Source organism: Pseudomonas sp. TE3895 (genome assembly GCF_056278855.1).
In genome coordinates, this window is sequence record NZ_JBWBQE010000001.1 from 1,062,487 (window position 1) to 1,089,055 (window position 26,569).

Here is a 26,569-nt window from a genome sequence, read left to right on the forward strand (position 1 = left end):
ATCTGGTTAAGGTCACCATCACCGCCGACCAGACCTCGGTAGCTGAGAACGTCAAACCGACGTTCACCGTACACATCAACACCGCCCTGGCCCACGACCTGGTCGTGACCCTGAGCAACAACGCCCAGGTCACCATCAAGGCTGGCGAAACCAGCGCGCCGTACACCCACGCTGCTCAGGGCGATGACGTCTACAACGACGCCGGCCAGATCAGCCTGGGTATCACCTCGGCAGTGGACGCCACTGGTGCGACCTTCGAGAACCTCGAGCTGGGCGGTGCGGCTTCGGTCCAAGTGACCGACACCACCGATGAAGTAGTGGCCAAGCTGACCGCGACGCCTTCGGTGACCGAAGGCGGTGAGATCACTTACACCATCACGCTGACCAACAAAGACGGCTTGCCGATCAACAACCACAGTGCATTGACTTTCACGCTGAGCGACGGCAAAACCGTCATCACTGTGCCGGCCAACGGCACCGTGGGTACTGCTACCGTGACTGCCCCGGACAACGTCTACGTCGGTACCAACGACCCTGTGATCAAATCGATCGCTACCGTTGAAGGCGCAGATGTCGGCAAGTTCGAACAACTGACACTCGACAAGACCCCGGTCAGCACTACCGTCACCGACGAGCCGGGTACCCCAGGCAACGAGGGCGACCTGGTCAAGGTCACCATCACGGCCGACCAGACCTCGGTGGCCGAGAACGTCAAGCCGACGTTCACCGTGCACATCAACACCGCCCTGGCTCACGACCTGGTCGTGACCCTGAGCAACAACGCCCAGGTCACCATCAAGGCTGGCGAAACCAGCGCACCGTACACCCACGACGCGCAGGGCGATGACGTCTATCAGGACGCTGGCCAGATCAGCCTGGGTATCAACTCGGCAGTAGACGCCACCGGCGCTGCGTTCGAGAACCTCGAGTTGGGCGGTGCTGCTTCGGTTCAAGTGACCGACACCCTCGACGAAGTGGTGGCCAAGCTGACTGCGACCCCGTCGGTCACCGAAGGCGGCGAGATCACCTACACCATCACGCTGACCAACAAAGATGGTCTGCCGATCAACAACCACAGTGCATTGACCTTCACGCTGAGCGACGGCAAAACCGTCATCACCGTGCCGGCCAACGGCACCGTGGGCACTGCCACCGTCACTGCCCCGGACAACGTCTACGTCGGCACCAACGACCCTGTCGTGATGTCGATCGCAACCGTTGGAGGCGCGGATGTCGGTAAGTTCGAACAGCTGACGCTGGACAAGACCCCGGTCAGCACGTCGGTCACCGACGAGCCGGGTACCCCAGGCAACGAAGGCGACCTGGTCAAGGTCACCATCACGGCCGACCAGACCTCGGTGGCCGAGAACGTCAAACCGACCTTCACCGTACACATCAACACCGCCCTGGCCCACGACCTGGTCGTGACCCTGAGCAACAACGCCCAGGTCACCATCAAGGCTGGCGAAACCAGCGCGCCGTACACCCACGCTGCGCAGGGCGATGACGTCTACAACGATGCTGGCCAGATCAGCTTGGGCATCACGTCTGCTGTGGATGTAGACGGTCGCACCTTCGAGAACCTGCAACTGGGCGGCAACGCTTCGGTTCAAGTGACTGACACCACCGACGAAGTGGTGGCCAAGTTGACCGCGACCCCGTCGGTGACCGAAGGCGGTGAGATCACTTACACCATCACGCTGACCAACAAAGATGGTCTGCCGATCAACAACCACAGTGCATTGACCTTCACGCTGAGCGACGGCAAAACCGTCATCACCGTGCCGGCCAACGGCACCGTGGGCACTGCCACTGTCACTGCCCCGGACAACGTCTACGTCGGCACCAACGACCCTGTCGTGATGTCGATCGCAACCGTTGGAGGCGCGGATGTCGGTAAGTTCGAACAGCTGACGCTGGACAAGACCCCGGTCAGCACGTCGGTCACCGACGAGCCGGGTACCCCAGGCAACGAAGGCGATCTGGTTAAGGTCACCATTACAGCTGACCAGACCTCGGTAGCCGAGAACGTCAAACCGACCTTCACCGTCCACGTCAACCAGCCGCTGGCCCACGACCTGGTCGTGACCCTGAGCAACAATGCCCAGGTCACCATCAAGGCTGGCGAGACCAGCGCGCCGTACACCCACGCTGCGCAGGGTGATGACGTCTACAACGATGCTGGCCAGATCAGCCTGGGTATCACCTCGGCGGTGGACGCCACTGGTGCGACCTTCGAGAACCTCGAGTTGGGCGGTGCGGCTTCGGTTCAAGTGACCGACACCACCGACGAAGTAGTGGCCAAGCTGACTGCCACCCCTTCGGTCACCGAAGGTGGTGAGATCACCTACACCATCACGCTGACCAACAAAGACGGCCTGCCGATCAACAACCACAGTGCATTGACCTTCACGCTGAGCGACGGCAAAACCGTCATCACCGTGCCGGCTAATGGCACTGTGGGCACTGCCACTGTCATTGCCCCGGACAACGTCTACGTCGGCACCAACGACCCTGTCGTGATGTCGATCGCAACCGTCGGAGGTGCGGACGTCGGTAAGTTCGAGCAACTGACACTGGACAAGACCCCGGTCAGCACGTCGGTTACCGACGAGCCAGGTACCCCAGGCAACGAAGGCGATCTGGTTAAGGTCACCATCACAGCCGACCAGACCTCGGTGGCCGAGAACGTCAAACCGACGTTCACCGTGCACGTCAACCAGCCGCTGGCTCACGACCTGGTCGTGACTCTGAGCAACAATGCCCAAGTCACCATCAAGGCCGGCGAGACCAGCGCGCCATACACCCACGCTGCGCAAGGCGATGACGTCTACAACGATGCTGGCCAGATCAGCCTGGGTATCACCTCGGCGGTGGACGCCACTGGTGCGACCTTCGAGAACCTCGAGTTGGGCGGTGCCGCGAAGGTAGATGTCACCGACACCACCGACGAAGTCGTGGCCAAGCTGACTGCCACCCCGTCGGTCACCGAAGGCGGCGAGATCACTTACACCATCACGCTGACCAACAAAGACGGCTTGCCGATCAACAACCACAGTGCATTGACCTTCACGCTGAGCGACGGCAAAACCGTCATCACTGTGCCGGCCAACGGCACCGTGGGTACTGCTACCGTGACTGCCCCGGACAACGTCTACGTCGGCGCTAACGACCCTGTCGTGAAGTCGATCGCAACCGTTGAAGGCGCGGATGTCGGCAAGTTCGAGCAACTGACGCTGGACAAGACGCCGGTCAGCACTACCGTCACCGACGAGCCGGGCACCCCAGGCAACGAAGGCGATCTGGTCAAGGTCACCATCACGGCCGACCAGACTTCGGTGGCCGAGAACGTCAAGCCGACCTTCACTGTTCACGTCAACCAGCCGCTGGCCCACGACCTGGTCGTGACCCTGAGCAACAACGCCCAGGTCACCATCAAGGCCGGCGAGACCAGCGCGCCGTACTCCCACGCTGCGCAAGGCGATGACGTTTACAACGACGCTGGCCAGATCAGCCTGGGCATCACGTCTGCTGTGGATGTAGACGGTCGCACCTTCGAGAACCTGCAACTGGGCGGCAACGCTTCGGTTCAAGTGACCGACACCACCGACGAAGTGGTGGCCAAGCTCACCGCGACTCCTTCGGTGACCGAAGGCGGCGAGATCACCTACACCATCACGCTGACCAACAAAGACGGCCTGCCGATCAACAACCACAGTGCATTGACCTTCACGCTGAGCGACGGCAAAACCGTCATCACCGTGCCGGCCAACGGCACCGTGGGCACTGCTACCGTGACTGCCCCGGACAACGTCTACGTTGGCACCAACGACCCTGTGATCAAATCGATCGCTACCGTTGAAGGCGCAGATGTCGGCAAGTTCGAACAACTGACACTGGACAAGACCCCGGTCAGCACGTCGGTTACCGACGAGCCGGGCACCCCAGGCAACGAAGGCGATCTGGTCAAGGTCACCATCACGGCCGACCAGACTTCGGTGGCCGAGAACGTCAAGCCGACCTTCACCGTGCACATCAACACCGCCCTGGCTCACGACCTGGTCGTGACCCTGAGCAACAATGCCCAGGTCACCATCAAGGCCGGCGAAACTAGCGCGCCATACACCCACGCTGCGCAAGGCGATGACGTCTACAACGACGCTGGCCAGATCAGCCTGGGCATCACGTCTGCTGTGGATGTAGACGGTCGCACCTTCGAGAACCTGCAACTGGGCGGTGCCGCTTCGGTCCAAGTAACCGACACCACCGACGAAGTGGTGGCCAAGCTGACCGCGACGCCTTCGGTGACCGAAGGTGGCGAGATCACCTACACCATCACGCTGACCAACAAAGATGGTCTGCCGATCAACAACCACAGTGCATTGACCTTCACGCTGAGCGACGGCAAAACCGTCATCACCGTGCCGGCCAACGGCACCGTGGGCACTGCCACCGTCACTGCCCCGGACAACGTCTACGTCGGTACCAACGACCCTGTCGTGATGTCGATCGCAACCGTCGGAGGTGCGGACGTCGGTAAGTTCGAGCAACTGACACTGGACAAGACCCCGGTCAGCACTACCGTCACCGACGAGCCTGGCACCTCAGGCAACCCGGGCGGCAGCAACGAAGGCGATCTGGTCAAGGTCACCATCACGGCCGACCAGACCTCGGTGGCCGAGAACGTCAAACCGACGTTCACCGTGCACGTCAACCAGCCGCTGGCCCACGACCTGGTCGTGACCCTGAGCAACAATGCCCAGGTCACCATCAAGGCCGGCGAAACTAGCGCGCCATACACCCACGCTGCGCAAGGCGATGACGTCTACAACGACGCTGGCCAGATCAGCCTGGGCATCACGTCTGCTGTGGATGTAGACGGTCGCACCTTCGAAAACCTGGAGCTGGGCGGTGCCGCGAAGGTGGATGTCACCGACACCACCGACGAAGTCGTGGCCAAGCTGACCGCGACCCCTTCGGTCACCGAAGGCGGCGAGATCACTTACACCATCACGCTGACCAACAAAGACGGCTTGCCGATCAACAACCACAGTGCATTGACCTTCACGCTGAGCGACGGCAAAACCGTCATCACCGTGCCGGCCAACGGCACCGTGGGTACTGCCACTGTCACTGCCCCGGACAACGTCTACGTTGGCACCAACGACCCTGTGATCAAATCGATCGCTACCGTTGAAGGCGCAGATGTCGGCAAGTTCGAACAACTGACACTGGACAAGACCCCGGTCAGCACGTCGGTTACCGACGAGCCAGGTACGCCGGGCAACGAAGGCGACCTGGTCAAAGTCACCATCACGGCCGACCAGACTTCGGTGGCCGAGAACGTCAAGCCGACCTTCACCGTGCACATCAACACCGCCCTGGCTCACGACCTGGTCGTGACCCTGAGCAACAATGCCCAGGTCACCATCAAGGCCGGCGAAACTAGCGCGCCATACACCCACGCTGCGCAAGGCGATGACGTCTACAACGACGCTGGCCAGATCAGCTTGGGCATCACGTCTGCTGTGGATGTAGACGGTCGCACCTTCGAGAACCTGCAACTGGGCGGCAACGCTTCGGTTCAAGTGACTGACACCACCGACGAAGTGGTGGCCAAGTTGACCGCGACCCCGTCGGTGACCGAAGGCGGTGAGATCACTTACACCATCACGCTGACCAACAAAGATGGTCTGCCGATCAACAACCACAGTGCATTGACCTTCACGCTGAGCGACGGCAAAACCGTCATCACCGTGCCGGCCAACGGCACCGTGGGCACTGCCACTGTCACTGCCCCGGACAACGTCTACGTCGGCACCAACGACCCTGTCGTGATGTCGATCGCAACCGTTGAAGGCGCAGATGTCGGCAAGTTCGAGCAACTGACCCTCGACAAGACGCCGGTCAGCACTACCGTCACCGACGAGCCAGGTACGCCGGGCAACGAAGGCGATCTGGTCAAAGTCACCATCACGGCTGACCAGACCTCGGTGGCCGAGAACGTCAAACCGACCTTCACCGTACACATCAACACCGCCCTGGCCCACGACCTGGTCGTGACCCTGAGCAACAATGCCCAGGTCACCATCAAGGCTGGCGAAACCAGCGCACCGTACACCCACGACGCGCAGGGCGATGACGTCTATCAGGACGCTGGCCAGATCAGCCTGGGTATCAACTCGGCAGTAGACGCCACCGGCGCTGCGTTCGAGAACCTCGAGTTGGGCGGTGCTGCTTCGGTTCAAGTGACCGACACCCTCGACGAAGTGGTGGCCAAGCTGACTGCGACCCCGTCGGTCACCGAAGGCGGCGAGATCACCTACACCATCACGCTGACCAACAAAGATGGTCTGCCGATCAACAACCACAGTGCATTGACCTTCACGCTGAGCGACGGCAAAACCGTCATCACCGTGCCGGCCAACGGCACCGTGGGCACTGCCACCGTCACTGCCCCGGACAACGTCTACGTCGGCACCAACGACCCTGTCGTGATGTCGATCGCAACCGTTGGAGGCGCGGATGTCGGTAAGTTCGAGCAACTGACACTGGACAAAACCCCGGTCAGCACTACCGTCACCGACGAGCCGGGTACCCCAGGCAACGAAGGCGATCTGGTTAAGGTCACCATCACCGCCGACCAGACCTCGGTAGCCGAGAACGTCAAACCGACCTTCACCGTCCACGTCAACACCGCCCTGGCCCACGACCTGGTCGTGACCCTGAGCAACAACGCCCAGGTCACCATCAAGGCTGGCGAAACCAGCGCGCCGTACACCCACGCTGCTCAGGGCGATGACGTCTACAACGACGCCGGCCAGATCAGCCTGGGTATCACCTCGGCAGTGGACGCCACTGGTGCGACCTTCGAGAACCTCGAGCTGGGCGGTGCGGCTTCGGTCCAAGTGACCGACACCACCGATGAAGTAGTGGCCAAGCTGACCGCGACGCCTTCGGTGACCGAAGGCGGTGAGATCACTTACACCATCACGCTGACCAACAAAGATGGTCTGCCGATCAACAACCACAGTGCATTGACCTTCACGCTGAGCGACGGCAAAACCGTCATCACCGTGCCGGCCAACGGCACCGTGGGCACTGCCACCGTCACTGCCCCGGACAACGTCTACGTCGGCACCAACGACCCTGTCGTGATGTCGATCGCAACCGTTGGAGGCGCGGATGTCGGTAAGTTCGAACAGCTGACGCTGGACAAGACCCCGGTCAGCACGTCGGTCACCGACGAGCCAGGCACCCCAGGCAACGAAGGCGATCTGGTTAAGGTCACCATCACCGCCGACCAGACCTCGGTAGCTGAGAACGTCAAGCCGACCTTCACCGTGCACATCAACACCGCCCTGGCTCACGACCTGGTCGTGACCCTGAGCAACAACGCTCAGGTCACCATCAAGGCCGGCGAAACCAGCGCGCCGTACACCCACGCTGCGCAGGGTGATGACGTTTACAACGACGCTGGCCAGATCAGCCTGGGCATCACCTCGGCGGTGGACGCCACTGGTGCGACCTTCGAGAACCTCGAGTTGGGCGGTGCGGCTTCGGTTCAAGTGACCGACACCACCGACGAAGTGGTGGCCAAGCTGACTGCTACCCCGTCGGTGACCGAAGGCGGCGAGATCACCTACACCATTACCCTGACCAACAAAGACGGCCTGCCGATCAACAACCACAGTGCATTGACCTTCACGCTGAGCGACGGCAAAACCGTCATCACCGTGCCGGCCAACGGTACCGTGGGTACTGCTACCGTGACTGCCCCGGACAACGTCTACGTTGGCACCAACGACCCTGTGATCAAATCGATCGCAACCGTTGAAGGTGCGGATGTCGGCAAGTTCGAGCAACTGACCCTCGACAAGACGCCGGTCAGCACTACCGTCACCGACGAGCCTGGTACCCCAGGCAACCCGGGCGGCAGCAACGAAGGCGACCTGGTCAAGGTCACCATCACGGCTGACCAGACCTCGGTGGCCGAGAACGTCAAGCCGACCTTCACCGTGCACATCAACACCGCCCTGGCCCACGACCTGGTCGTGACCCTGAGCAACAACGCCCAGGTCACCATCAAGGCTGGCGAAACCAGCGCGCCGTACACCCACGCTGCTCAGGGCGATGACGTCTACAACGACGCCGGCCAGATCAGCCTGGGTATCACCTCGGCAGTGGACGCCACTGGTGCGACCTTCGAGAACCTCGAGCTGGGCGGTGCGGCTTCGGTCCAAGTGACCGACACCACCGATGAAGTAGTGGCCAAGTTGACCGCGACCCCGTCGGTGACCGAAGGCGGTGAGATCACTTACACCATCACGCTGACCAACAAAGACGGCTTGCCGATCAACAACCACAGTGCATTGACCTTCACGCTGAGCGACGGCAAAACCGTCATCACTGTGCCGGCCAACGGCACCGTGGGCACTGCCACCGTCACTGCCCCGGACAACGTCTACGTCGGTACCAACGACCCTGTGATCAAATCGATCGCAACCGTTGAAGGTGCGGATGTCGGCAAGTTCGAGCAACTGACCCTCGACAAAACCCCGGTCAGCACGTCGGTTACCGACGAGCCAGGTACGCCGGGCAACGAAGGCGACCTGGTCAAAGTCACCATTACGGCTGACCAGACTTCGGTGGCCGAGAACGTCAAACCGACGTTCACCGTGCACGTCAACACCGCCCTGGCTCACGACCTGGTCGTGACCCTGAGCAACAATGCCCAGGTCACCATCAAGGCTGGCGAAACCAGCGCACCGTACACCCACGACGCGCAGGGCGATGACGTCTATCAGGACGCTGGCCAGATCAGCCTGGGTATCAACTCGGCAGTAGACGCCACTGGCGCTGCGTTCGAGAACCTCGAGTTGGGCGGTGCTGCTTCGGTCCAAGTGACCGATACCACCGACGAAGTGGTGGCCAAGTTGACCGCGACCCCGTCGGTCACCGAAGGCGGCGAGATCACCTACACCATCACGCTGACCAACAAAGACGGCTTGCCGATCAACAACCACAGTGCATTGACCTTCACGCTGAGCGACGGCAAAACCGTCATCACCGTGCCGGCCAACGGTACCGTGGGTACTGCTACCGTGACTGCCCCGGACAACGTCTACGTTGGCACCAACGACCCTGTGATCAAATCGATCGCAACCGTTGAAGGCGCAGATGTCGGCAAGTTCGAACAACTGACACTCGACAAGACCCCGGTCAGCACTACCGTCACCGACGAGCCGGGTACCCCAGGCAACGAGGGCGACCTGGTCAAGGTCACCATCACGGCTGACCAGACCTCGGTGGCCGAGAACGTCAAGCCGACCTTCACCGTGCACATCAACACCGCCCTGGCCCACGACCTGGTCGTGACCCTGAACAACAACGCCCAGGTCACCATCAAGGCCGGCGAAACCAGCGCGCCGTACACCCACGCTGCGCAAGGCGATGACGTCTACAACGATGCTGGCCAGATCAGCCTGGGTATCAATTCGGCGGTAGACGTCACTGGCGCTAAGTTCGAGAACCTGCAACTGGGCGGTGCGGCTACCGTTCAGGTTACCGACACCACCGACGAAGTGGTGGCCAAGCTGACCGCGACCCCTTCGGTCACCGAAGGCGGCGAGATCACCTACACCATCACGCTGACCAACAAAGACGGCTTGCCGATCAACAACCACAGTGCATTGACCTTCACGCTGAGCGACGGCAAAACCGTCATCACCGTGCCGGCCAACGGTACCGTGGGTACTGCTACCGTGACTGCCCCGGACAACGTCTACGTTGGCACCAACGACCCTGTGATCAAATCGATCGCAACCGTTGAAGGTGCGGATGTCGGCAAGTTCGAGCAACTGACCCTCGACAAGACGCCGGTCAGCACTACCGTCACCGACGAGCCTGGTACCCCAGGCAACCCGGGCGGCAGCAACGAAGGCGACCTGGTCAAGGTCACCATCACGGCTGACCAGACCTCGGTGGCCGAGAACGTCAAGCCGACCTTCACCGTGCACATCAACACCGCCCTGGCCCACGACCTGGTCGTGACCCTGAGCAACAACGCCCAGGTCACCATCAAGGCTGGCGAAACCAGCGCGCCGTACACCCACGCTGCTCAGGGCGATGACGTCTACAACGACGCCGGCCAGATCAGCCTGGGTATCACCTCGGCAGTGGACGCCACTGGTGCGACCTTCGAGAACCTCGAGCTGGGCGGTGCGGCTTCGGTCCAAGTGACCGACACCACCGATGAAGTAGTGGCCAAGTTGACCGCGACCCCGTCGGTGACCGAAGGCGGTGAGATCACTTACACCATCACGCTGACCAACAAAGACGGCTTGCCGATCAACAACCACAGTGCATTGACCTTCACGCTGAGCGACGGCAAAACCGTCATCACTGTGCCGGCCAACGGCACCGTGGGCACTGCCACCGTCACTGCCCCGGACAACGTCTACGTCGGTACCAACGACCCTGTGATCAAATCGATCGCAACCGTTGAAGGTGCGGATGTCGGCAAGTTCGAGCAACTGACCCTCGACAAAACCCCGGTCAGCACGTCGGTTACCGACGAGCCAGGTACGCCGGGCAACGAAGGCGACCTGGTCAAAGTCACCATTACGGCTGACCAGACTTCGGTGGCCGAGAACGTCAAACCGACGTTCACCGTGCACGTCAACACCGCCCTGGCTCACGACCTGGTCGTGACCCTGAGCAACAATGCCCAGGTCACCATCAAGGCTGGCGAAACCAGCGCACCGTACACCCACGACGCGCAGGGCGATGACGTCTATCAGGACGCTGGCCAGATCAGCCTGGGTATCAACTCGGCAGTAGACGCCACTGGCGCTGCGTTCGAGAACCTCGAGTTGGGCGGTGCTGCTTCGGTCCAAGTGACCGATACCACCGACGAAGTGGTGGCCAAGTTGACCGCGACCCCGTCGGTCACCGAAGGCGGCGAGATCACCTACACCATCACGCTGACCAACAAAGACGGCTTGCCGATCAACAACCACAGTGCATTGACCTTCACGCTGAGCGACGGCAAAACCGTCATCACCGTGCCGGCCAACGGTACCGTGGGTACTGCTACCGTGACTGCCCCGGACAACGTCTACGTTGGCACCAACGACCCTGTGATCAAATCGATCGCAACCGTTGAAGGCGCAGATGTCGGCAAGTTCGAACAACTGACACTCGACAAGACCCCGGTCAGCACTACCGTCACCGACGAGCCGGGTACCCCAGGCAACGAGGGCGACCTGGTCAAGGTCACCATCACGGCTGACCAGACCTCGGTGGCCGAGAACGTCAAGCCGACCTTCACCGTGCACATCAACACCGCCCTGGCCCACGACCTGGTCGTGACCCTGAACAACAACGCCCAGGTCACCATCAAGGCCGGCGAAACCAGCGCGCCGTACACCCACGCTGCGCAAGGCGATGACGTCTACAACGATGCTGGCCAGATCAGCCTGGGTATCAATTCGGCGGTAGACGTCACTGGCGCTAAGTTCGAGAACCTGCAACTGGGCGGTGCGGCTACCGTTCAGGTTACCGACACCACCGACGAAGTGGTGGCCAAGCTGACCGCGACCCCTTCGGTCACCGAAGGCGGCGAGATCACCTACACCATCACGCTGACCAACAAAGACGGCTTGCCGATCAACAACCACAGTGCATTGACCTTCACGCTGAGCGACGGCAAAACCGTCATCACCGTGCCGGCCAACGGTACCGTGGGTACTGCTACCGTGACTGCCCCGGACAACGTCTACGTTGGCACCAACGACCCTGTGATCAAATCGATCGCAACCGTTGAAGGTGCGGATGTCGGCAAATTCGAGCAACTGACGCTGGACAAAACCCCGGTCAGCACCGCTGTGACCGACGAACCAGGTACGGGAACGCCGGGCACCGGCAACCAGGGTGACGTCACCACCGTTGGTATTACCGGCACGTCTTCTCTGACCGAAGGTGAAACCGGCCAGTACACGCTGACCCTGAGCAACGCGTCCAAGTCCGAAGTCACTATCACCCTTAGCTACAGCGGTACCGCCAAAAACGGTGATGACTTCACCGGTGTTGCGACCGTGAAGATTCCGGCCAACAGCACAGGCACGACGTTCAACATCGCTACCATCGATGACAAACTGGTCGAAGGTACCGAGAACTTCGTCGTGAAGATCGAAGCCGCCACGGGTGGTAACTTCGAGAACCTGCAGGTTGATAGCAGCAAATCGAGCGTGACGACCACCATTCTCGACAATGACCACCTGCCGGTTTCGCCTGGCGGCGCAGTATTTGGCGTGGAGGACACCGATTACGTGTTTGCCTGGAGTGATTTCAAAGTCACTGATGCCGATGGCAACACTGATCTATCCGTGACCATTACCTCGCTTCCGGCCGCCGGCAACCTGCAGTTCTTCAACGGTACTGCATGGGTAAATGTGGCCGTTGGCCAGGTGGTCAGCCAGGCTGATATCACTGCCAAGAACCTGAAGTTCGTTCCGGCCCTCAACCAGTCGGGTACGGACAACTACGGTGGTAATGGCGTGGGTAACCAGAAGGCTGACTACGCCCAGTTCAAGTTCAAGCCGAACGATGGCACCAACTTGGGCAGCGAAGTGACCATGAAGGTCGATATCAGCCCGGTTGCCGACAAACCGACCCTGAGCTTCGGCAGCGCCGATATCGAGTCCAAAGGGCTGACCAAGGAAGTCTGGACCAGCCTCAAAGGCCTGGGTACTGGCGGCAACGGCATTACCGGCGAGGATCTGAAGACGGTCTTTGCCAACTCCGGCAGCGCGAACTCCAGCAGCACCACAACCAACGTGCAGTCCGATGGCAGCGTCACCGCTGGCACCGGTTCGAAAACGTCGGGCCTGATCTACCTGGAAGCCGGCAAGGTCTATACCTTCAGTGGTTTGGCCGACGACAGCTTCGTGGTCACCATCGGTGGCAAGACTGTAGTCACGGCTACCTGGGGAGCCGGTGGCGGGGTGTCGGGTACCTTTACCCCAAATACCAGCGGCTACTACCCGATCGAGGTCTACCATGCCAACCAGTCCGGTCCAGGCAGCTATGACCTGAACATCCAGGTAGGCTCCGGTGCCGTTACCGACCTGAGCAGCTCGAACGTCAAGATGTACCAGAACGTTACCGAGATGGCGAACGCAGGCCTGGGCGTGTCCGACCTGCACACCGTGAATGGTCAGAGCTACTACGACGGCTACAAGCTCAACGAAGGGCCTGAGGGTGGCTCGGTGAAACTGGTCGGTATTTCCACCGCCCTGACCGACACTGACGGCTCCGAAAGCCTGAACGTGACACTCAGCGGTATCCCGAAAGGTACCGTGTTGAGCGATGGTGCAGGCCACACGGTCACGGTTGGTACTGCCCCGGTCGATGTGACAGGCTGGAAACTCAGCAGCCTGACGCTGACCCCGCCGGCCTATTACAAAGGCTCGTTCGACATCACGGTTACCTCGACTGCCACCGAAAGCCTGGGCGGCTCGGCCATCACCACCGGCAATATCCCGGTGACGGTGTACGCTGCGACCTACAAGGCCAGTGTGGGTACCTCGGGCAATGACACGATGACCGGTAGTGAAGGCAACGACATCATCGTCGCTGACGTATCCGGGCTCAACGTGGTTCAGGGCAAGAACTACAACATCGCCTTCATGGTCGACAGCTCGGGCAGTATGAGCGACAAGTCGATTGCCGACGCCAAGACGCAGTTGGCCTCGGTGTTCAACACGCTCAAGGCCAGCCTGGGCTCGGACACCTCGGGTACCGTAAACATCTTCCTGGTCGACTTCGATACCCAGGTAAACAAGAACGTGGCAGTGAACCTTGCCGACCCGGATGCTTTGAGCAAGTTGCAGGCGGTATTGAACTCGATGGTGGGCGGCTACTACGGTGGCGGTACCAACTATGAAGACGCGTTCAAGACCACGTCCAACTTCTTCAACAGCACCATGGCCACCGGCAACAAAGGTGCGGAGAACCTGACTTACTTCATTACCGACGGTAAGCCAACCTATTATCAGAGCGGTGAGTCCACCAACCCTAGCCTGTGGAAGAATGGCAAGAGCCTGGATGATGTAGTCAACGTCAACAATTACAAGATGGGTGACACGTTCAGCGCCTGGGCCGATGCGACTCACAAGGTCGAGATCAGCAGCAATGGTGTGGTCAAAGTGCTGACCTATACCGAGAACCGCCGCGGTGAGTTGGTGCTTGACTCCACCAAGACGGTCGGCACCCTTCACGCACAAGGTGATGGTACCTATGAACTCTCCAGCCTGGACGGTACCGGCTACGCGGATTACTGGAACTACGTCTACTCGGCCGCAGGTTCTACTGAAAGTTTCGCAGTATTGGGCGGCACCAATGGCTTGAGCAAAGTCCAGGCTATCGGCCTGAACAGCGATGTCACGCTGAACGATCTGAAACCTTACGACAGTGCCGGCAAGCCACAGACCAATATCGACCCGTCCGATTTGGCCAAGGCGATTCTCGGTCACTCCGAAGCAACGGTGCCAGGTGCCGACACCATTGATAGTGGTAACGGCAACGACATCATCTTCGGTGACCTGATCACCCTCAACGGTGTTGTCAGCGAGGGCTACCAGGCCCTGCAGACGTACGTTGCACAGAAGAGCGGTGTTGAAGTCAGTGCTGTCACTACCAGCAATGTTCACCAGTACATCACCGAGCACTACACCGAGTTCGATATCTCCGGTGCCAAGGACGGCAACGACATCCTGTCGGGCGGCAATGGCAATGACATCCTCTTCGGCCAAGGTGGTAGCGACACGCTCGATGGTGGCAAAGGTAACGACATCCTGCTGGGCGGTACCGGCAATGACTCCCTGATCGGTGGCCAGGGCAACGATATCCTGATCGGTGGCAGCGGTGCCGACACCTTCGTATGGAAGGCTGGCGACATCGGTAACGACGTGATCAAGGACTTCAACAAGGCCGAGGGTGACCGTATCGACCTGAAGGACCTGCTGCAGGGCGAGAAGGGCAGCACCATCGACAACTACCTGAAGCTCACCACGGTGGAGGGTACGACCACGTTGCAAGTCAGCAGCGAAGGCAAGCTCAACGCCGAAGGTGGTATCGCCAACGCCGACGTGACCATCAAGCTGGAAGGCGTCAACTGGTCCAACCAGACGATCAACTCGTTGATCAGCGGTGCCGATCCGACCATCATCATCCACAACAAGGACAGCTGACAGACCACCGGGGCCGCACAGCGGCCCCGGCTCTTTCCTGCCACCCGCCAACAGCGCATACTCTGGCGCCGGGCCTGCGCGCCCGGCGATCTTTGCCTATGCTGCTGTCTACCAACAAGGAACCAACGTGACGAGGGACATCGCCATGTTCTACGTGCAACGCAACGCCGCCGGCCAGTTGCTGCGGGTGGAAGCAGCCGCGTTTGATCAGTTCACCGAAATGCTCCCTTCAGACCATGCCGATATCCAGGAATGGTTTGCCGATGATGTCGTGGAAAACAGCCTCAACCAGCTCAAACAAAGCGACCTGGACATGATCCGCGTGCTTGAGGACCTGATCGACGTGCTGACCGCCAAGGGCGTGTTCAAGATCACCGACCTGCCCGCCGGCGCGCAGGCCAAGCTGCTCAACCGTTCCACGGCGCGCAAGGCGCTCAGCAGCCTCAATAACCTGATTGACGAAGAAGAGCAGGGCGGGCTGATCTGACTGCCGGACGTTCCTGCGACAGTGATATTGTTATTCCTTAATGGTATTTAAAATATTGACTTTATGACTTTATAGTCACTTTCACTGCGTACCCGTCGACCAATCGATGCGCCGCACGACTTGAACCCACACGGGAAATCCCCGTGCGTTTCTGATCGTTGCGCGCCATTGAGGTCGCGCATTGCGTGGGAGTGAAAAATGTCAGCCGCCTTGAACGCCTTGTCGTCCATCGACAGCGCCCAGCCGCAAGTTTTTGAAGTTCGCCCCTTCTCGGGTGCCGTCGGCGCCGAGATCTTAGGCCTGGACCTGGCCAAACCGGTCAGCGCCGAGGATTTCACCCGTATCCATCGCGCCCACCTCGACCACCATGTGCTGGTGTTCCGCGACCAGCGTATCAACCCGGAACAGCAGATCGCCTTCAGCCGCCGCTTCGGTGAGTTACAGATCCATGTGCTCAAGCAGTTCCTGCTGACTGGCCACCCCGAGATCCTGATCGTTTCCAACATCATCGAAAATGGCCAGAACATCGGCCTGGGTGATGCCGGCAAATTCTGGCACTCGGACCTGTCGTACAAAGAGCTGCCAAGCCTCGGTTCCATGCTGCATGCCCAGGAACTGCCCAGTGAAGGCGGTGACACCTTGTTCGCCGACATGCATAAAGCCTGGGACGCTGTACCTGACACCCTGCGCAAAGTTGTCGAGGGCCGCAGTGCCGCTCACTCCTATACCGCCCGTTACGCTGAAACCAAATTCGAAGGCAACTGGCGCCCGACCCTGACTGCCGAGCAACTGGCGCAGGTAAAGGAGGTCATTCACCCGGTAGTCCGCACCCACCCGGAAAACGGCCGCAAGGCCCTGTTCGTCAGTGAAGGCTTCACCACCCGCATTGTCGGCCTGCCTGATGATGAAAGCCGCGACGTGCTGCAGCAGCTGTATGCCCTTAGCGTGCTGGAGCAGAACATTTACCGCCACCAGTGGCAGCCCCATGACCTGGTGTTCTGGGACAACCGCTCGCTGATCCACTTGGCCACCGGCTGCCCCGCGCACCTGCGGCGCAAGCTGTACCGCACCACCATCCAGGGCGATGCCCCGTTCTGACGACTGAGGAAACCATCATGCGCAAATCCATCAGCCGCCTGGCGGCAAGCATCGGCCTGGGCGCAAGCCTGGTCGTCGGCAGCCTAGCCGCCCCCGCCGTGGCCCAGGCCGAAGGCAAGATCCGTATTGCCGAACAATTCGGCATCGTCTACCTGCTGCTGAACGTGGTGCGTGACCAGCACCTGATTGAGAAGCACGGCAAGGAGCAGGGCATCGACATCGAAGTCGATTGGGCGCAGCTGTCGGGTGGCTCGGCCATCAACGACGCATTGTTGTCCGGTTCGGTGGACATCGCCGGCGCCGGTGTCGGGCCGCTGTTGACCGTCTGGGACCGCACCAAGGGCCGGCAGAACGTGAAGGCCGTGGCTTCGCTGGGCAACTTTCCGTACTACCTGGTCAGCAGCAACCCCAACGTGAAGACCATCGCCGACATCTCCGACAAAGACCGTATCGCCGTTCCGGCGGTGGGTGTTTCGGTGCAGTCGCGCTTCCTGCAGTACGCCGCTGCCCAGCAGTGGGGCGACAAGGAATACAACCGCCTCGACAAATACACCTTGGCCGTGCCGCACCCGGACGCCACCGCCGCACTGTTGGCGGGCGGCACCGAGCTGAACGGGCACTTCTCCAACCCGCCGTTCCAGGACCAGGTGCTGGCCAACAAGGATGTGCACGTGGTGCTCAACAGCTACGACCTGCTCGGCCCCAACTCGCCGACCTTGCTGTTTGCTACCGAGAAGTTCCGCAAGGACAACCCCAAGACCTACAAGGCCTTCGTCGATGCCCTGGCCGAAGCCGCAGACTTCGCCCAGAAAGACAAGGCCGCTGCCGCCGACACCTATATCCGCGTAACCAAGGCCAAGATCGACCGCGACGCGCTGATCAAGCTGATCGACAACCCGCAGTACGAATTTACCGTTACGCCCAAGAACACCTACAAGCTGGCCGATTTTCTCTATCGGGTAGGCGCCATCAAGCACAAGCCGCAATCGTGGAAGGATTACTTCTTCCAGGATGAACGCCCGCTGCAGGGGAGCTGACCGATCATGACCGCCCCATTGCCAGGCCACACGGCCAGCAACCTGAGCCGTGTTACAACGCCGCCTTTGCTCAAGGTGGATAACCTCAGCCTCGAATACCGTACTGCGCAACGCGTGGTGCGGGCCACCCATCAGGTCAGCTTCGAAGTCGACCGCACTGATCGTTTTGTACTGCTCGGCCCCTCCGGCTGTGGCAAGTCCACCCTGCTCAAAGCCGTGGCCGGTTTTATCCAGCCGCAAGAAGGCCAGATTCTGCTGCAGGGCCAGACAGTTCGTGGCCCAGGCCCCGACCGCATCGTGGTGTTCCAGGAGTTTGACCAGTTGCCGCCGTGGAAAACGGTGAAGCAGAACGTCATTTTTCCGCTGCTGGTGTCTGGCCAACTCAAGCGTGCGGAGGCTGAGGAACGGGCGCTGCATTATCTGGAGAAGGTCGGTCTGGCCGCCTTTGCCGATGCTTATCCACACACGTTGTCCGGTGGTATGAAGGCACGTGTGGCAATTGCCCGGGCCTTGGCCACCCAGCCCAAGATCCTGTTGATGGATGAGCCGTTCGCCGCCCTGGATGCGCTGACCCGGCGCAAGATGCAGGAAGAGCTGCTGCTGCTGTGGGAGGAAGTGCGGTTCACCCTGTTGTTCGTCACCCACTCCATCGAAGAAGCGCTGGTGGTCGGCAACCGCATCCTGTTGTTGTCGCCCCACCCGGGGCGGGTGCGCGCCGAAGTGCACAGCCATCAATACGGCTTGGGCAGCCTGGGTGGCAGCGACTTCCAGGCCAGTGCCCGGCGTATCCACCGTTTGCTGTTCGATGAAGCCGATATCCCGGAACAGCCTGACAACCTTGGGTTCAACGATATTCGTATCGCCTACTGACAGGAGCCTCAGCCATGACCACTACACCTGTACGCCAGGAATACGAGGTGCAGCTGGAGCCCCTGCTCAGTGTGCCTGTAGAACGACAACTCCCCTTGGCCCAACGCCTGTGGCAACAAGGCTGGTTGAGAAAGGCGGTCATATTGCTGGTGATCGCTGTGCTATGGGAAGCCGTTGCCCGCTACCAGGACAATGACCTGCTGCTGCCAAGCTTTCTGCAAACCGCTGCGGCGCTATGGGACGGCATGGTCAGTGGCGAACTGCCCGCCAAGGTCGGTGTTTCGCTGGTAATACTGCTCAAAGGCTATGTGCTGGGTATCGTCCTGGCCTTTGGCCTGACCAGCCTGGCGGTGTCGACCCAATTGGGCCGAGACTTACTGGGCACGCTGACCTCGATGTTCAACCCGTTGCCGGCCATTGCCCTGCTGCCGCTGGCCTTGCTGTGGTTCGGGCTGGGTGACAACAGCCTGATCTTCGTGCTGGTGCATTCGGTGCTATGGGCGTTGGCGCTGAATACTTATGCCGGCTTCCTCGGTGTGTCGGAGACGCTTCGCATGGCGGGCCGCAACTATGGTCTGAAGGGCCTGCGGCTGGTATTGCACATCCTCGTGCCAGCAGCCCTGCCGTCGATCTTGTCGGGGTTGAAGATCGGCTGGGCGTTTGCCTGGCGTACCCTGATCGCCGCTGAATTGGTGTTTGGTGCCAGCAGTGGCAAAGGCGGGTTGGGTTGGTACATCTTCCAGAACCGCAACGAACTGTATACCGACAAGGTCTTTGCCGGGTTGGCGGTGGTGATCCTGATCGGTCTGCTGGTGGAAGGGCTGGTGTTCAATACGCTGGAGCGGTTGACTGTTCGGCGATGGGGGATGCAGCGCTAGCCGGTAAGCCAGTACCGGCCTTTTCGCGGCAGATTGACGCTAGAATCCGCGTCTGCGGGATCTTCGTCCTTGAAAGAGGGGCGAGGCGCAGAACCGCCGCGAAAGACCCTGTACTGGCTACAAATTCTGATACTGAGCTGCCGCATTGCTCAGAATCCTGCCAATCTCCTCCCGCAAGCCGGCAGGCTGCTCTACCACCACCCTGTCCCCATGGCTCAACAGCCACCAGCGTAATGGCCAACCGTCACTTACCGTGCCGCGTAACCGATGCCCATGCTCCAGCGCCGTCAGTTGCATGTCGCTGCTCAATGGCGCATCCCGCAACTGCCGCGCCAGTGCATCGCTGATTCGCGCCACCAGCTCCACGCCCTCACCCTGCGATGGCTGCAACGCATCCCCTCGCAGATGTGTCAGCAAGTCGAAATTACCGCGCAATTCGCCCACGGCACTGGCCGACCAGTGCCAACCGAACGGAATGCTCTTGTCATTGCGCTCCAGCGGGAATATCAGCGAAAGCTCGTTGAGGTCACGCTCGACAGTGCGTTTGCTGACCGTGAACCCCACGTCACGCAGGCGCCAGACCAGCTCGGCGCTGGTTATGCCTGGGGAACGGCTGGGCAACTGGCGCAGCAGCGCCCACTGTCGGCTAAGGGTGGCGCGAGTGGTGGCGAACGGCAAAAGATAACGTCCTTGTCTAGGCTTGCCGCAATAGGATGGCGGCATGCGAGGGGCATGGCAATTGGCCACAGCCTGCTCAGATCAAGGAAGTCGCATTTGGTTGCCTCGTGCCGGTTCGTTCGCGACAGGTTTTGACGTGACATCACGCAGAATCACGCCTCATCACAGCCGAAGGTTGGGGTTGTGCGTCGTTCAATGAGGATGAACATGTCTGTTGCCAGCAATATCCATTCGCTACTTGCCCGCCTTCTGCCCGAGCGGGTCATCGCCCCTCCGGCTCCTGTAGGAAAGCGACAGCGGCTGTTCTCCGGTGTGGGCTTGCCCAGCCAGCGGTCGCTGCTGGTCAACCGCCTGGATGAGGCCAACGACCTGCAGGCGGTGTATGTCGACCTGCGCCGCCAGGCATTGCAAGGCAGCGTGTCCGCATTGAACGACCTCGGCTGGATCTGGCTCAACGGCAAGTACTGGCGGGCCGATACCGTGCTGGCCGGGCACCTGTTGCGCATGGCGGCCCTGCAGGGCAATGCTGCTGCCTGGTTCAACCTTGGCCAGCAGCACTACTTCGGCAAAGGCATCGACCCTTCCTATGTGCAGGCGGCGGAGTGTTACCGGCAGGCCTTCGACCGCGGCATGCTGCATGCCGCCGCCGCACTGGGTGACCTGTACGAGGAGGAGGTGTGCGACGGTGACCTGGAGTGGCAGGTTGACCTGGTGCAGGCCTACCAGTGGTTCATGCGTGGCGCCGAACAGGGCGAGGCGCGTTGTCGTTTTGAAGTGGGCTACCGGTTGATGCATGGGCTGCACGTAGAGGCCAACCTCAAGGCAGCGCTGTACTGGCTTGAGCTGGCAGCAGCGGCGGGGGTGGTGCAAGCGGCAGAGGAGCTGGCGGTGCATTTCAGCAGCCGTGATGCGGTGCGGTATCAGGAGTGGCGGGACCGGGCGGTGCAAATGGGCAGCACATTGGCCTTGACCATGAAGCTGGAAGACCAGATCCAGCCCTGAGTATTTCTCTCCAGTGCTGCACAGGGATTGCGTAGATCCCGAACCCGGTGCAGCCCCTGTGTGCGGGTTTACCCGCGAAGCGCGCCAGCACTGGCTGAAAAATGAACAACATTTCACCCCGGCTATCCGTCGCCCCCTGTTGACGACAGGGGGATGTCGGGGCGTATATTGATAGTTAGCAAACTATGAATATACTTGGTTCTCTTCATGTCCCTTGATTTCCTGCGCCTGCAAGTCAGCAGTGGCCTGGTAGTTGCTGCCCGCCACTGGCGGCGCATCTGTCATACCGCCTTGACCGGTTACGGCATTTCCGAGGCCTGCGCTGCGCCGCTGCTGATGATCGTGCGCCTGGGCGACGGCGTGCACCAGGTGGCTGTGGCCCAGGCCGCCGGCCTGGAAAGCCCGTCGCTGGTACGCCTGCTTGACCAACTGTGCAAAGCTGGCCTGGTGTGCCGCAGCGAGGACCCACTGGATCGCCGCGCCAAGGCACTGAGCCTGACTGCCGAAGGCCGTGCCCTGGCCGAAGCCATTGAAGCCGAACTGGTGCGCTTGCGCCGCGATGTGCTCGGCGGTATCGATCAGGCCGACCTGGAAGCTGCCTTGCGTGTGCTTCGTGCCTTCGAGGCTGCCGGTCTGGGCAGCGCAGGCGGGGTGGCATGAACGGTTTCTTCAGCTCTGTCCCTCCGGCCCGTGACTGGTTCTACGGCGTGCGCACCTTCGGCGCGTCCATGATTGCCCTGTACATTGCTCTGCTCATGCAACTGCCGCGTCCCTACTGGGCCATGGCGACGGTGTACATCGTCTCCAGCCCCTTCGTCGGCCCGACCAGCTCCAAGGCGTTGTACCGTGCCGTCGGCACGTTGCTCGGCGCTGGCGGGGCAATCTTCCTGGTGCCGCCGCTGGTGCAGTCACCGTTGCTTCTGAGCATCGCCGTTGCCCTGTGGACCGGCACCTTGCTGTTCCTTTCGCTGAACCTGCGCACGGCCAACAACTACGTGCTGATGCTGGCCGGTTATACCCTGCCGATGATTGCCTTGGCCGTGGTGGATAATCCGCTGGCAGTGTTCGATGTGGCCTCTTCTCGCGCGCAGGAAATCTGTTTGGGAATTGTCTGCGCGGCAGTCGTCGGGGCTATCTTCTGGCCACGACGGCTGGCGCCGGTGGTAGTCGGTGCCACCGGAAACTGGTTCACCGAGGCGATTCGCTACAGCGACACCTACCTGGCCCGCGATGCCAGCGCTGACAAGGTCGGTGGTATGCGCGGGGCGATGGTCACCACCTTCAACTCGCTGGAGCTGATGATCGGTCAGCTCGCCCACGAAGGTGCCGGCCCGCATACCCTGAAGAACGCCCGCGAATTGCGCGGGCGGATGATCCATCTGCTGCCGGTGATCGACGCCCTCGACGATGCACTGGTTGCCCTGGAAGGCCGCGCCCCGGCCCAGTTCGCCCAGCTTCAACCCGTGCTTGAAGCGGCTCGTGAATGGCTCAAAGGCACTGCCGACAGCGCTTCGGTAGCGCACTGGGCTACGTTGCACGAGCAGATCGGCCGCTTGCAGCCCGCTACAGCCGCCCTCGACCAGCGCGCCGAGCTGCTGTTGTCCAACGCCCTGTACCGCCTGACCGAATGGGCCGACCTGTGGCAGGACTGCTGCACCCTGCAGCATGCCCTGCGTACCGATGATGCCAAGCCTTGGCGTGCGGTGTATCGCCACTGGCGGCTGGGCCGCCTGACAGCGTTTTTCGATCGTGGCCTGATGCTGTACTCGGTAGCCTCCACGGTCCTGGCGATCGTGGTCGCCTGCGGCCTGTGGATCGGACTGGGCTGGAACGACGGCGCCAGTGCGGTAATCCTCGCGGCAGTTGCGTGCAGCTTCTTCGCCGCCATGGACGACCCGGCACCGCAGATCTACCGGTTCTTTTTCTGGACGCTGATGTCGGTCATCTTCTCCAGTCTGTACCTGTTTTTGGTACTGCCCAACCTGCACGACTTCCCGATGCTGGTGCTGGCCTTTGCCGTGCCGTTCATCTGCATAGGCACCCTGACCGTACAGCCGCGCTTCTACCTGGGCACCTTGCTGACCATCGTCAACACGTCGACCTTCATCAGCATCCAGGGCGCCTACGACGCCGACTTCTTCACCTTCCTCAACTCCAACCTTGCCGGCCCCGCGGGCCTTCTGTTCGCCTTTATCTGGACCCTGGTGATGCGCCCGTTCGGCGTGGAGCTGGCGGCCAAGCGCATGACCCGCTTCGCCTGGCGCGACATCGTCGAAATGACCGAGCCTGCGACCTTGGCCGAGCACCGCCAGGTTGGCGTACAGATGCTCGACCGCCTGATGCAGCACCTGCCACGCCTGTCGCAAACCGGCCAGGACAGTGGCGTGGCACTGCGCGACCTGCGCGTAGGGTTGAACCTGCTCGACCTGCTGGCGTACATGCCGCGCGCCGGCCAGCAGGCTCGCGAGCGCCTGAACACTGTGGTCGAGGAAGTCGGTGCGCACTACGCCGCCTGCCTGCGTGCTGGCGACCGCCTGCATGCCCCGGCCGCACTGTTACGCAACATGGAACGCGCTCGCCTGGCGCTGAACCTGGACGAGCTGTACGAGCGCGGTGATGCCCGCACCCACCTGCTGCATGCCCTGAGCGGCCTGCGCCTGGCGCTGTTGCCTGGTGTGGAGGTGATGCTCGAACCCGCCGAACAACCGCAACTGCCCCCCGGCCTCGACGGAGCACCCCTGTGATTGGTGAACTGGATATCAGCGGGGTGTTCCTGCCCACGCTGCTGGTGATGATGTTTGGCACCTACCTGCTGTTCCTTGGGGTGCACGCGGTGCTGGTGCGCCTGCATTTCTACCGCCTGGTCTGGCACCGGGCGTTGTTCAACGTTGCTCTGTATGCCGTGCTGCTTGGTGCGGTGGACCACTTTTGCCGAAACCTGATGCTGCCATGAAAAAACCTATGCTGACCTTGGGCCGTGTGGTCCTGACCTTGCTGGTAGTGACCTTCGCCGCCGTGCTCGTGTGGCAGATGGTGGTCTACTACATATTTGCCCCCTGGACCCGTGACGGCCACATACGCGCCGACGTGATCCAGATCGCCCCCGATGTGTCGGGACTGATCCAGAAGGTCGAGGTGCGCGACAACCAGACCGTCAAACGTGGCGACGTGCTGTTCACCATCGACCAGGACCGCTTCACCTTGGCCCTGCGTCAAGCCAAGGCAACCCTTGGCGAGCGCCAGGAGACCCTGGCCCAGGCTTCCCGCGAAGCGCAGCGCAACCGCAAGCTGGGCAACCTGGTGGCCGCCGAGCAACTGGAAGAAAGCCAGTCCCGCGAGGCCCGTGCCCGTTCGGCTGTCAGCGAGGCACAAGTGGCTGTCGATACTGCCCAGCTCAACCTTGACCGCTCGGTGGTGCGCAGCCCGGTAGACGGCTACCTCAACGACCGCGCGCCGCGTAACCACGAGTTCGTCACTGCTGGCCGCCCGGTGCTTTCGGTGGTCGACAGTGCCTCCTACCACGTCGACGGCTACTTCGAGGAAACCAAGCTGGGGGGTATCCATATTGGTGACGCCGTGGATATCCGCGTGATGGGCGACAACACCCGCCTGCGTGGCCATGTGCAGAGCTTCGCCGCTGGCATCGAAGACCGCGACCGCAGCAGTGGCGCCAACTTGCTGCCCAACGTCAACCCGGCGTTCAGCTGGGTACGCCTGGCCCAGCGCATTCCGGTGCGCATCGCCTTTGACGAAGTGCCGCAAGACTTCCGCATGATCGCCGGGCGCACTGCCACGGTGTCGATCATCGAGGGCCAGCGCCCATGAAACAGCTGATCCTGGCTGGCCTGTGCCTGTCGCTGGGGGCCTGCATGATGGTGGGCCCCGACTATGAGGTGCCTGGGGATGCGGCCGTGCAACGCAATGACCTGAACGGCCCGCTGCGCCAGGATGCCGACAGCGTCGTATCGGCACCGGTCCCCGAGGACTGGTGGCAGCTGTATCAGGATCAGCGGCTGAACGAGCTGGTGCGTCAGGCGCTGAGTGCCAACACCGAACTGCGCGTGGCGGCGGCCAACATCGCCAAAGCTCGCGCCCAGGTGGAGGTGGCTGAATCGCAAGGCGGCTTCAACGGTGGCGTCAAACTCGGCGCTCAGCGGTTGCAGGAGTCGGGCGAAGCTTTCCTGCAGCCTGAGAAGGTGCCGGTAGCCAATATCGGTGAGGCCATCATCAGTGCCTCGTACCAGTTCGACCTGTGGGGCACCTTCAAGCGTGGTACCGAGGCTGCCAAGGCAAATGCCGACGCGGTGCAGGCCGCTGCCGACACTGCCCGCATCACGCTTGTGGCGGACGTGGTCAAGGCTTATACCCAGGTGTGCTCGGCCAACGAGGAATACCACATTGCCCGTGAGTCCCTCGATTTGCAGGAGCAAAGCGTGAAACTCAACCAGCGCCTGCGCGATGCTGGGCGTGGCGATGAAACCCAGGTCACCCGCTCGCAGACCCAGTTCAAATCGTTGCGTGCCGAACTGCCACGCTTCAAGGCCGAACGCGAGACGGGCATGTACACCCTGGCTGCGCTGCTGGCCAAGCCGGTCGACCAGTTGCCTGCCGGTACCGCCGATTGCGCCGAGCTGCCGCACCTGAACCAGCTGGTCCCAGTGGGCGATGGCGCGGCCTTGCTCAAGCGCCGCCCCGACGTGCGCCAGGCCGAACGCCAGCTGGCTGCCGCCACCGCCTATATTGGCGTGGCCACTGGCGCCTTGTACCCGGACATCAGCATTGGCGCCCAGGTTGGCACCATCGGTATCCTGGAGAACCTTGGTGAGCCTTCGACCAACCGCTGGGGTTTTGGCCCGCAGATCAGCTGGAGCATCCCCACCAACGGCACCCGTGCCCGCATTCGCATGGCCGAGGCCTCGACCCAGGCGGCACTGGCGCACTTCGATGGCGTGGTGCTGAACGCCATTCGCGAGACCCAGACCCGCCTGGCACAGTACAGCGCCTTGCTCGATCGGCGCGATGCGCTGGCCGAGGCGGAGAAGTCGGCGAAGGAAGCCGCGGACCAGACGCACCGGTATTACCAGGCAGGGCGTGAGTCGTTCCTGGCGGATTTGCAGGCCACGCGGACCTATACCGATATGCGTGCGCAGTTGGCTGCAGCCAATAGTCAAGTGGCGCAGGGGCAAATTGCCGTGTTCCTGGCGTTGGGTGGTGGTTGGAAGGGCACCGCCAACCGCTGATGCGATCCTTGAGGGCTGTTCCTCT

Annotated in this window: 13 protein-coding genes (1 of these 13 cut by a window edge); 12 read left to right on the forward strand and 1 reads right to left on the reverse strand. The window is 61.4% G+C overall.

Annotated features, from left to right (window positions below):
* From ACZ889_RS04695 to ACZ889_RS04720, 6 genes are all read left to right on the forward strand, one after another.
* Positions 1-15,254 carry the end of an immunoglobulin-like domain-containing protein gene (locus ACZ889_RS04695; RefSeq protein ID WP_476257202.1) on the forward strand. Its footprint begins 15,301 nt before the window's first position, so only the last 15,254 of its 30,555 coding nucleotides appear in the window; the start codon falls outside the window, past its left edge; it ends in the stop codon at positions 15,252-15,254.
* Positions 15,255-15,399: 145 nt separating this feature from the next.
* Positions 15,400-15,741: a hypothetical protein gene (locus ACZ889_RS04700; protein WP_003255921.1), complete on the forward strand. Its 342-nt coding sequence runs from the start codon at positions 15,400-15,402 to the stop codon at positions 15,739-15,741.
* 198 nt (positions 15,742-15,939) lie between these two features.
* The gene (locus tag ACZ889_RS04705) at positions 15,940-16,839 is read left to right on the forward strand and encodes a TauD/TfdA dioxygenase family protein (RefSeq protein ID WP_180689020.1); all 900 of its coding nucleotides are present in this window, start codon (positions 15,940-15,942) and stop codon (positions 16,837-16,839) included.
* Between the two features lie 17 nt (positions 16,840-16,856).
* A complete protein-coding gene (locus ACZ889_RS04710; RefSeq protein WP_003255916.1) occupies positions 16,857-17,876 on the forward strand; it encodes an ABC transporter substrate-binding protein in 1,020 nt (339 codons plus the stop codon).
* 6 nt (positions 17,877-17,882) lie between these two features.
* Positions 17,883-18,746 carry an ABC transporter ATP-binding protein gene (locus tag ACZ889_RS04715; RefSeq protein ID WP_180689018.1) on the forward strand — a complete coding sequence of 288 codons (864 nt, stop codon included), beginning with the start codon at positions 17,883-17,885 and terminating at the stop codon, positions 18,744-18,746.
* 14 nt (positions 18,747-18,760) lie between these two features.
* Positions 18,761-19,624 carry an ABC transporter permease gene (locus ACZ889_RS04720; protein ID WP_476257203.1) on the forward strand — a complete coding sequence of 288 codons (864 nt, stop codon included), beginning with the start codon at positions 18,761-18,763 and terminating at the stop codon, positions 19,622-19,624.
* A gap of 117 nt (positions 19,625-19,741) precedes the next feature.
* Here ACZ889_RS04720 and ACZ889_RS04725 read toward each other — a convergent pair whose 3' ends face one another.
* Positions 19,742-20,302, reverse strand: coding sequence for a WYL domain-containing protein (locus ACZ889_RS04725; RefSeq protein WP_003255912.1), 561 nt, complete (start codon positions 20,300-20,302; stop codon positions 19,742-19,744).
* 207 nt (positions 20,303-20,509) lie between these two features.
* On the opposite strand from ACZ889_RS04725, the gene ACZ889_RS04730 reads away from it, so the two are divergent.
* From ACZ889_RS04730 to ACZ889_RS04755, 6 genes are all read left to right on the forward strand, one after another.
* The gene (locus ACZ889_RS04730; RefSeq protein WP_108078195.1) at positions 20,510-21,304 is read left to right on the forward strand and encodes a tetratricopeptide repeat protein; all 795 of its coding nucleotides are present in this window, start codon (positions 20,510-20,512) and stop codon (positions 21,302-21,304) included.
* 207 nt (positions 21,305-21,511) lie between these two features.
* Positions 21,512-21,964, forward strand: coding sequence for a MarR family winged helix-turn-helix transcriptional regulator (locus ACZ889_RS04735; protein WP_003255908.1), 453 nt, complete (start codon positions 21,512-21,514; stop codon positions 21,962-21,964).
* Positions 21,961-24,048 carry an FUSC family protein gene (locus ACZ889_RS04740; RefSeq protein WP_180689016.1) on the forward strand — a complete coding sequence of 696 codons (2,088 nt, stop codon included), beginning with the start codon at positions 21,961-21,963 and terminating at the stop codon, positions 24,046-24,048. Before ACZ889_RS04735 ends, ACZ889_RS04740 begins: the two co-directional genes overlap by 4 nt.
* Positions 24,045-24,257 carry a DUF1656 domain-containing protein gene (locus tag ACZ889_RS04745; protein ID WP_003255905.1) on the forward strand — a complete coding sequence of 71 codons (213 nt, stop codon included), beginning with the start codon at positions 24,045-24,047 and terminating at the stop codon, positions 24,255-24,257. Before ACZ889_RS04740 ends, ACZ889_RS04745 begins: the two co-directional genes overlap by 4 nt.
* Complete coding sequence (locus ACZ889_RS04750; protein ID WP_476257204.1) at positions 24,254-25,129, forward strand: efflux RND transporter periplasmic adaptor subunit; 876 nt, start codon at positions 24,254-24,256, stop codon at positions 25,127-25,129. The genes ACZ889_RS04745 and ACZ889_RS04750 overlap by 4 nt, the downstream gene beginning before the upstream one ends.
* Entirely contained in the window at positions 25,126-26,544 is a 1,419-nt protein-coding gene (locus ACZ889_RS04755) for an efflux transporter outer membrane subunit (protein WP_476257205.1), read from the forward strand. Before ACZ889_RS04750 ends, ACZ889_RS04755 begins: the two co-directional genes overlap by 4 nt.
* The last annotated feature ends 25 nt before the right edge of the window (positions 26,545-26,569 follow it).

Coding starts and splice junctions, on each gene's coding strand:
- ACZ889_RS04715 (WP_180689018.1), top strand. CDS start 17,883: ATGACCGCCCCATTGCCAGGCCACACGGCCAGCAACCTGAGCCGTGTT.
- ACZ889_RS04705 (WP_180689020.1), top strand. CDS start 15,940: ATGTCAGCCGCCTTGAACGCCTTGTCGTCCATCGACAGCGCCCAGCCG.
- ACZ889_RS04750 (WP_476257204.1), top strand. CDS start 24,254: ATGAAAAAACCTATGCTGACCTTGGGCCGTGTGGTCCTGACCTTGCTG.
- ACZ889_RS04740 (WP_180689016.1), top strand. CDS start 21,961: ATGAACGGTTTCTTCAGCTCTGTCCCTCCGGCCCGTGACTGGTTCTAC.
- ACZ889_RS04730 (WP_108078195.1), top strand. CDS start 20,510: ATGTCTGTTGCCAGCAATATCCATTCGCTACTTGCCCGCCTTCTGCCC.
- ACZ889_RS04700 (WP_003255921.1), top strand. CDS start 15,400: ATGTTCTACGTGCAACGCAACGCCGCCGGCCAGTTGCTGCGGGTGGAA.
- ACZ889_RS04735 (WP_003255908.1), top strand. CDS start 21,512: ATGTCCCTTGATTTCCTGCGCCTGCAAGTCAGCAGTGGCCTGGTAGTT.
- ACZ889_RS04720 (WP_476257203.1), top strand. CDS start 18,761: ATGACCACTACACCTGTACGCCAGGAATACGAGGTGCAGCTGGAGCCC.
- ACZ889_RS04710 (WP_003255916.1), top strand. CDS start 16,857: ATGCGCAAATCCATCAGCCGCCTGGCGGCAAGCATCGGCCTGGGCGCA.
- ACZ889_RS04755 (WP_476257205.1), top strand. CDS start 25,126: ATGAAACAGCTGATCCTGGCTGGCCTGTGCCTGTCGCTGGGGGCCTGC.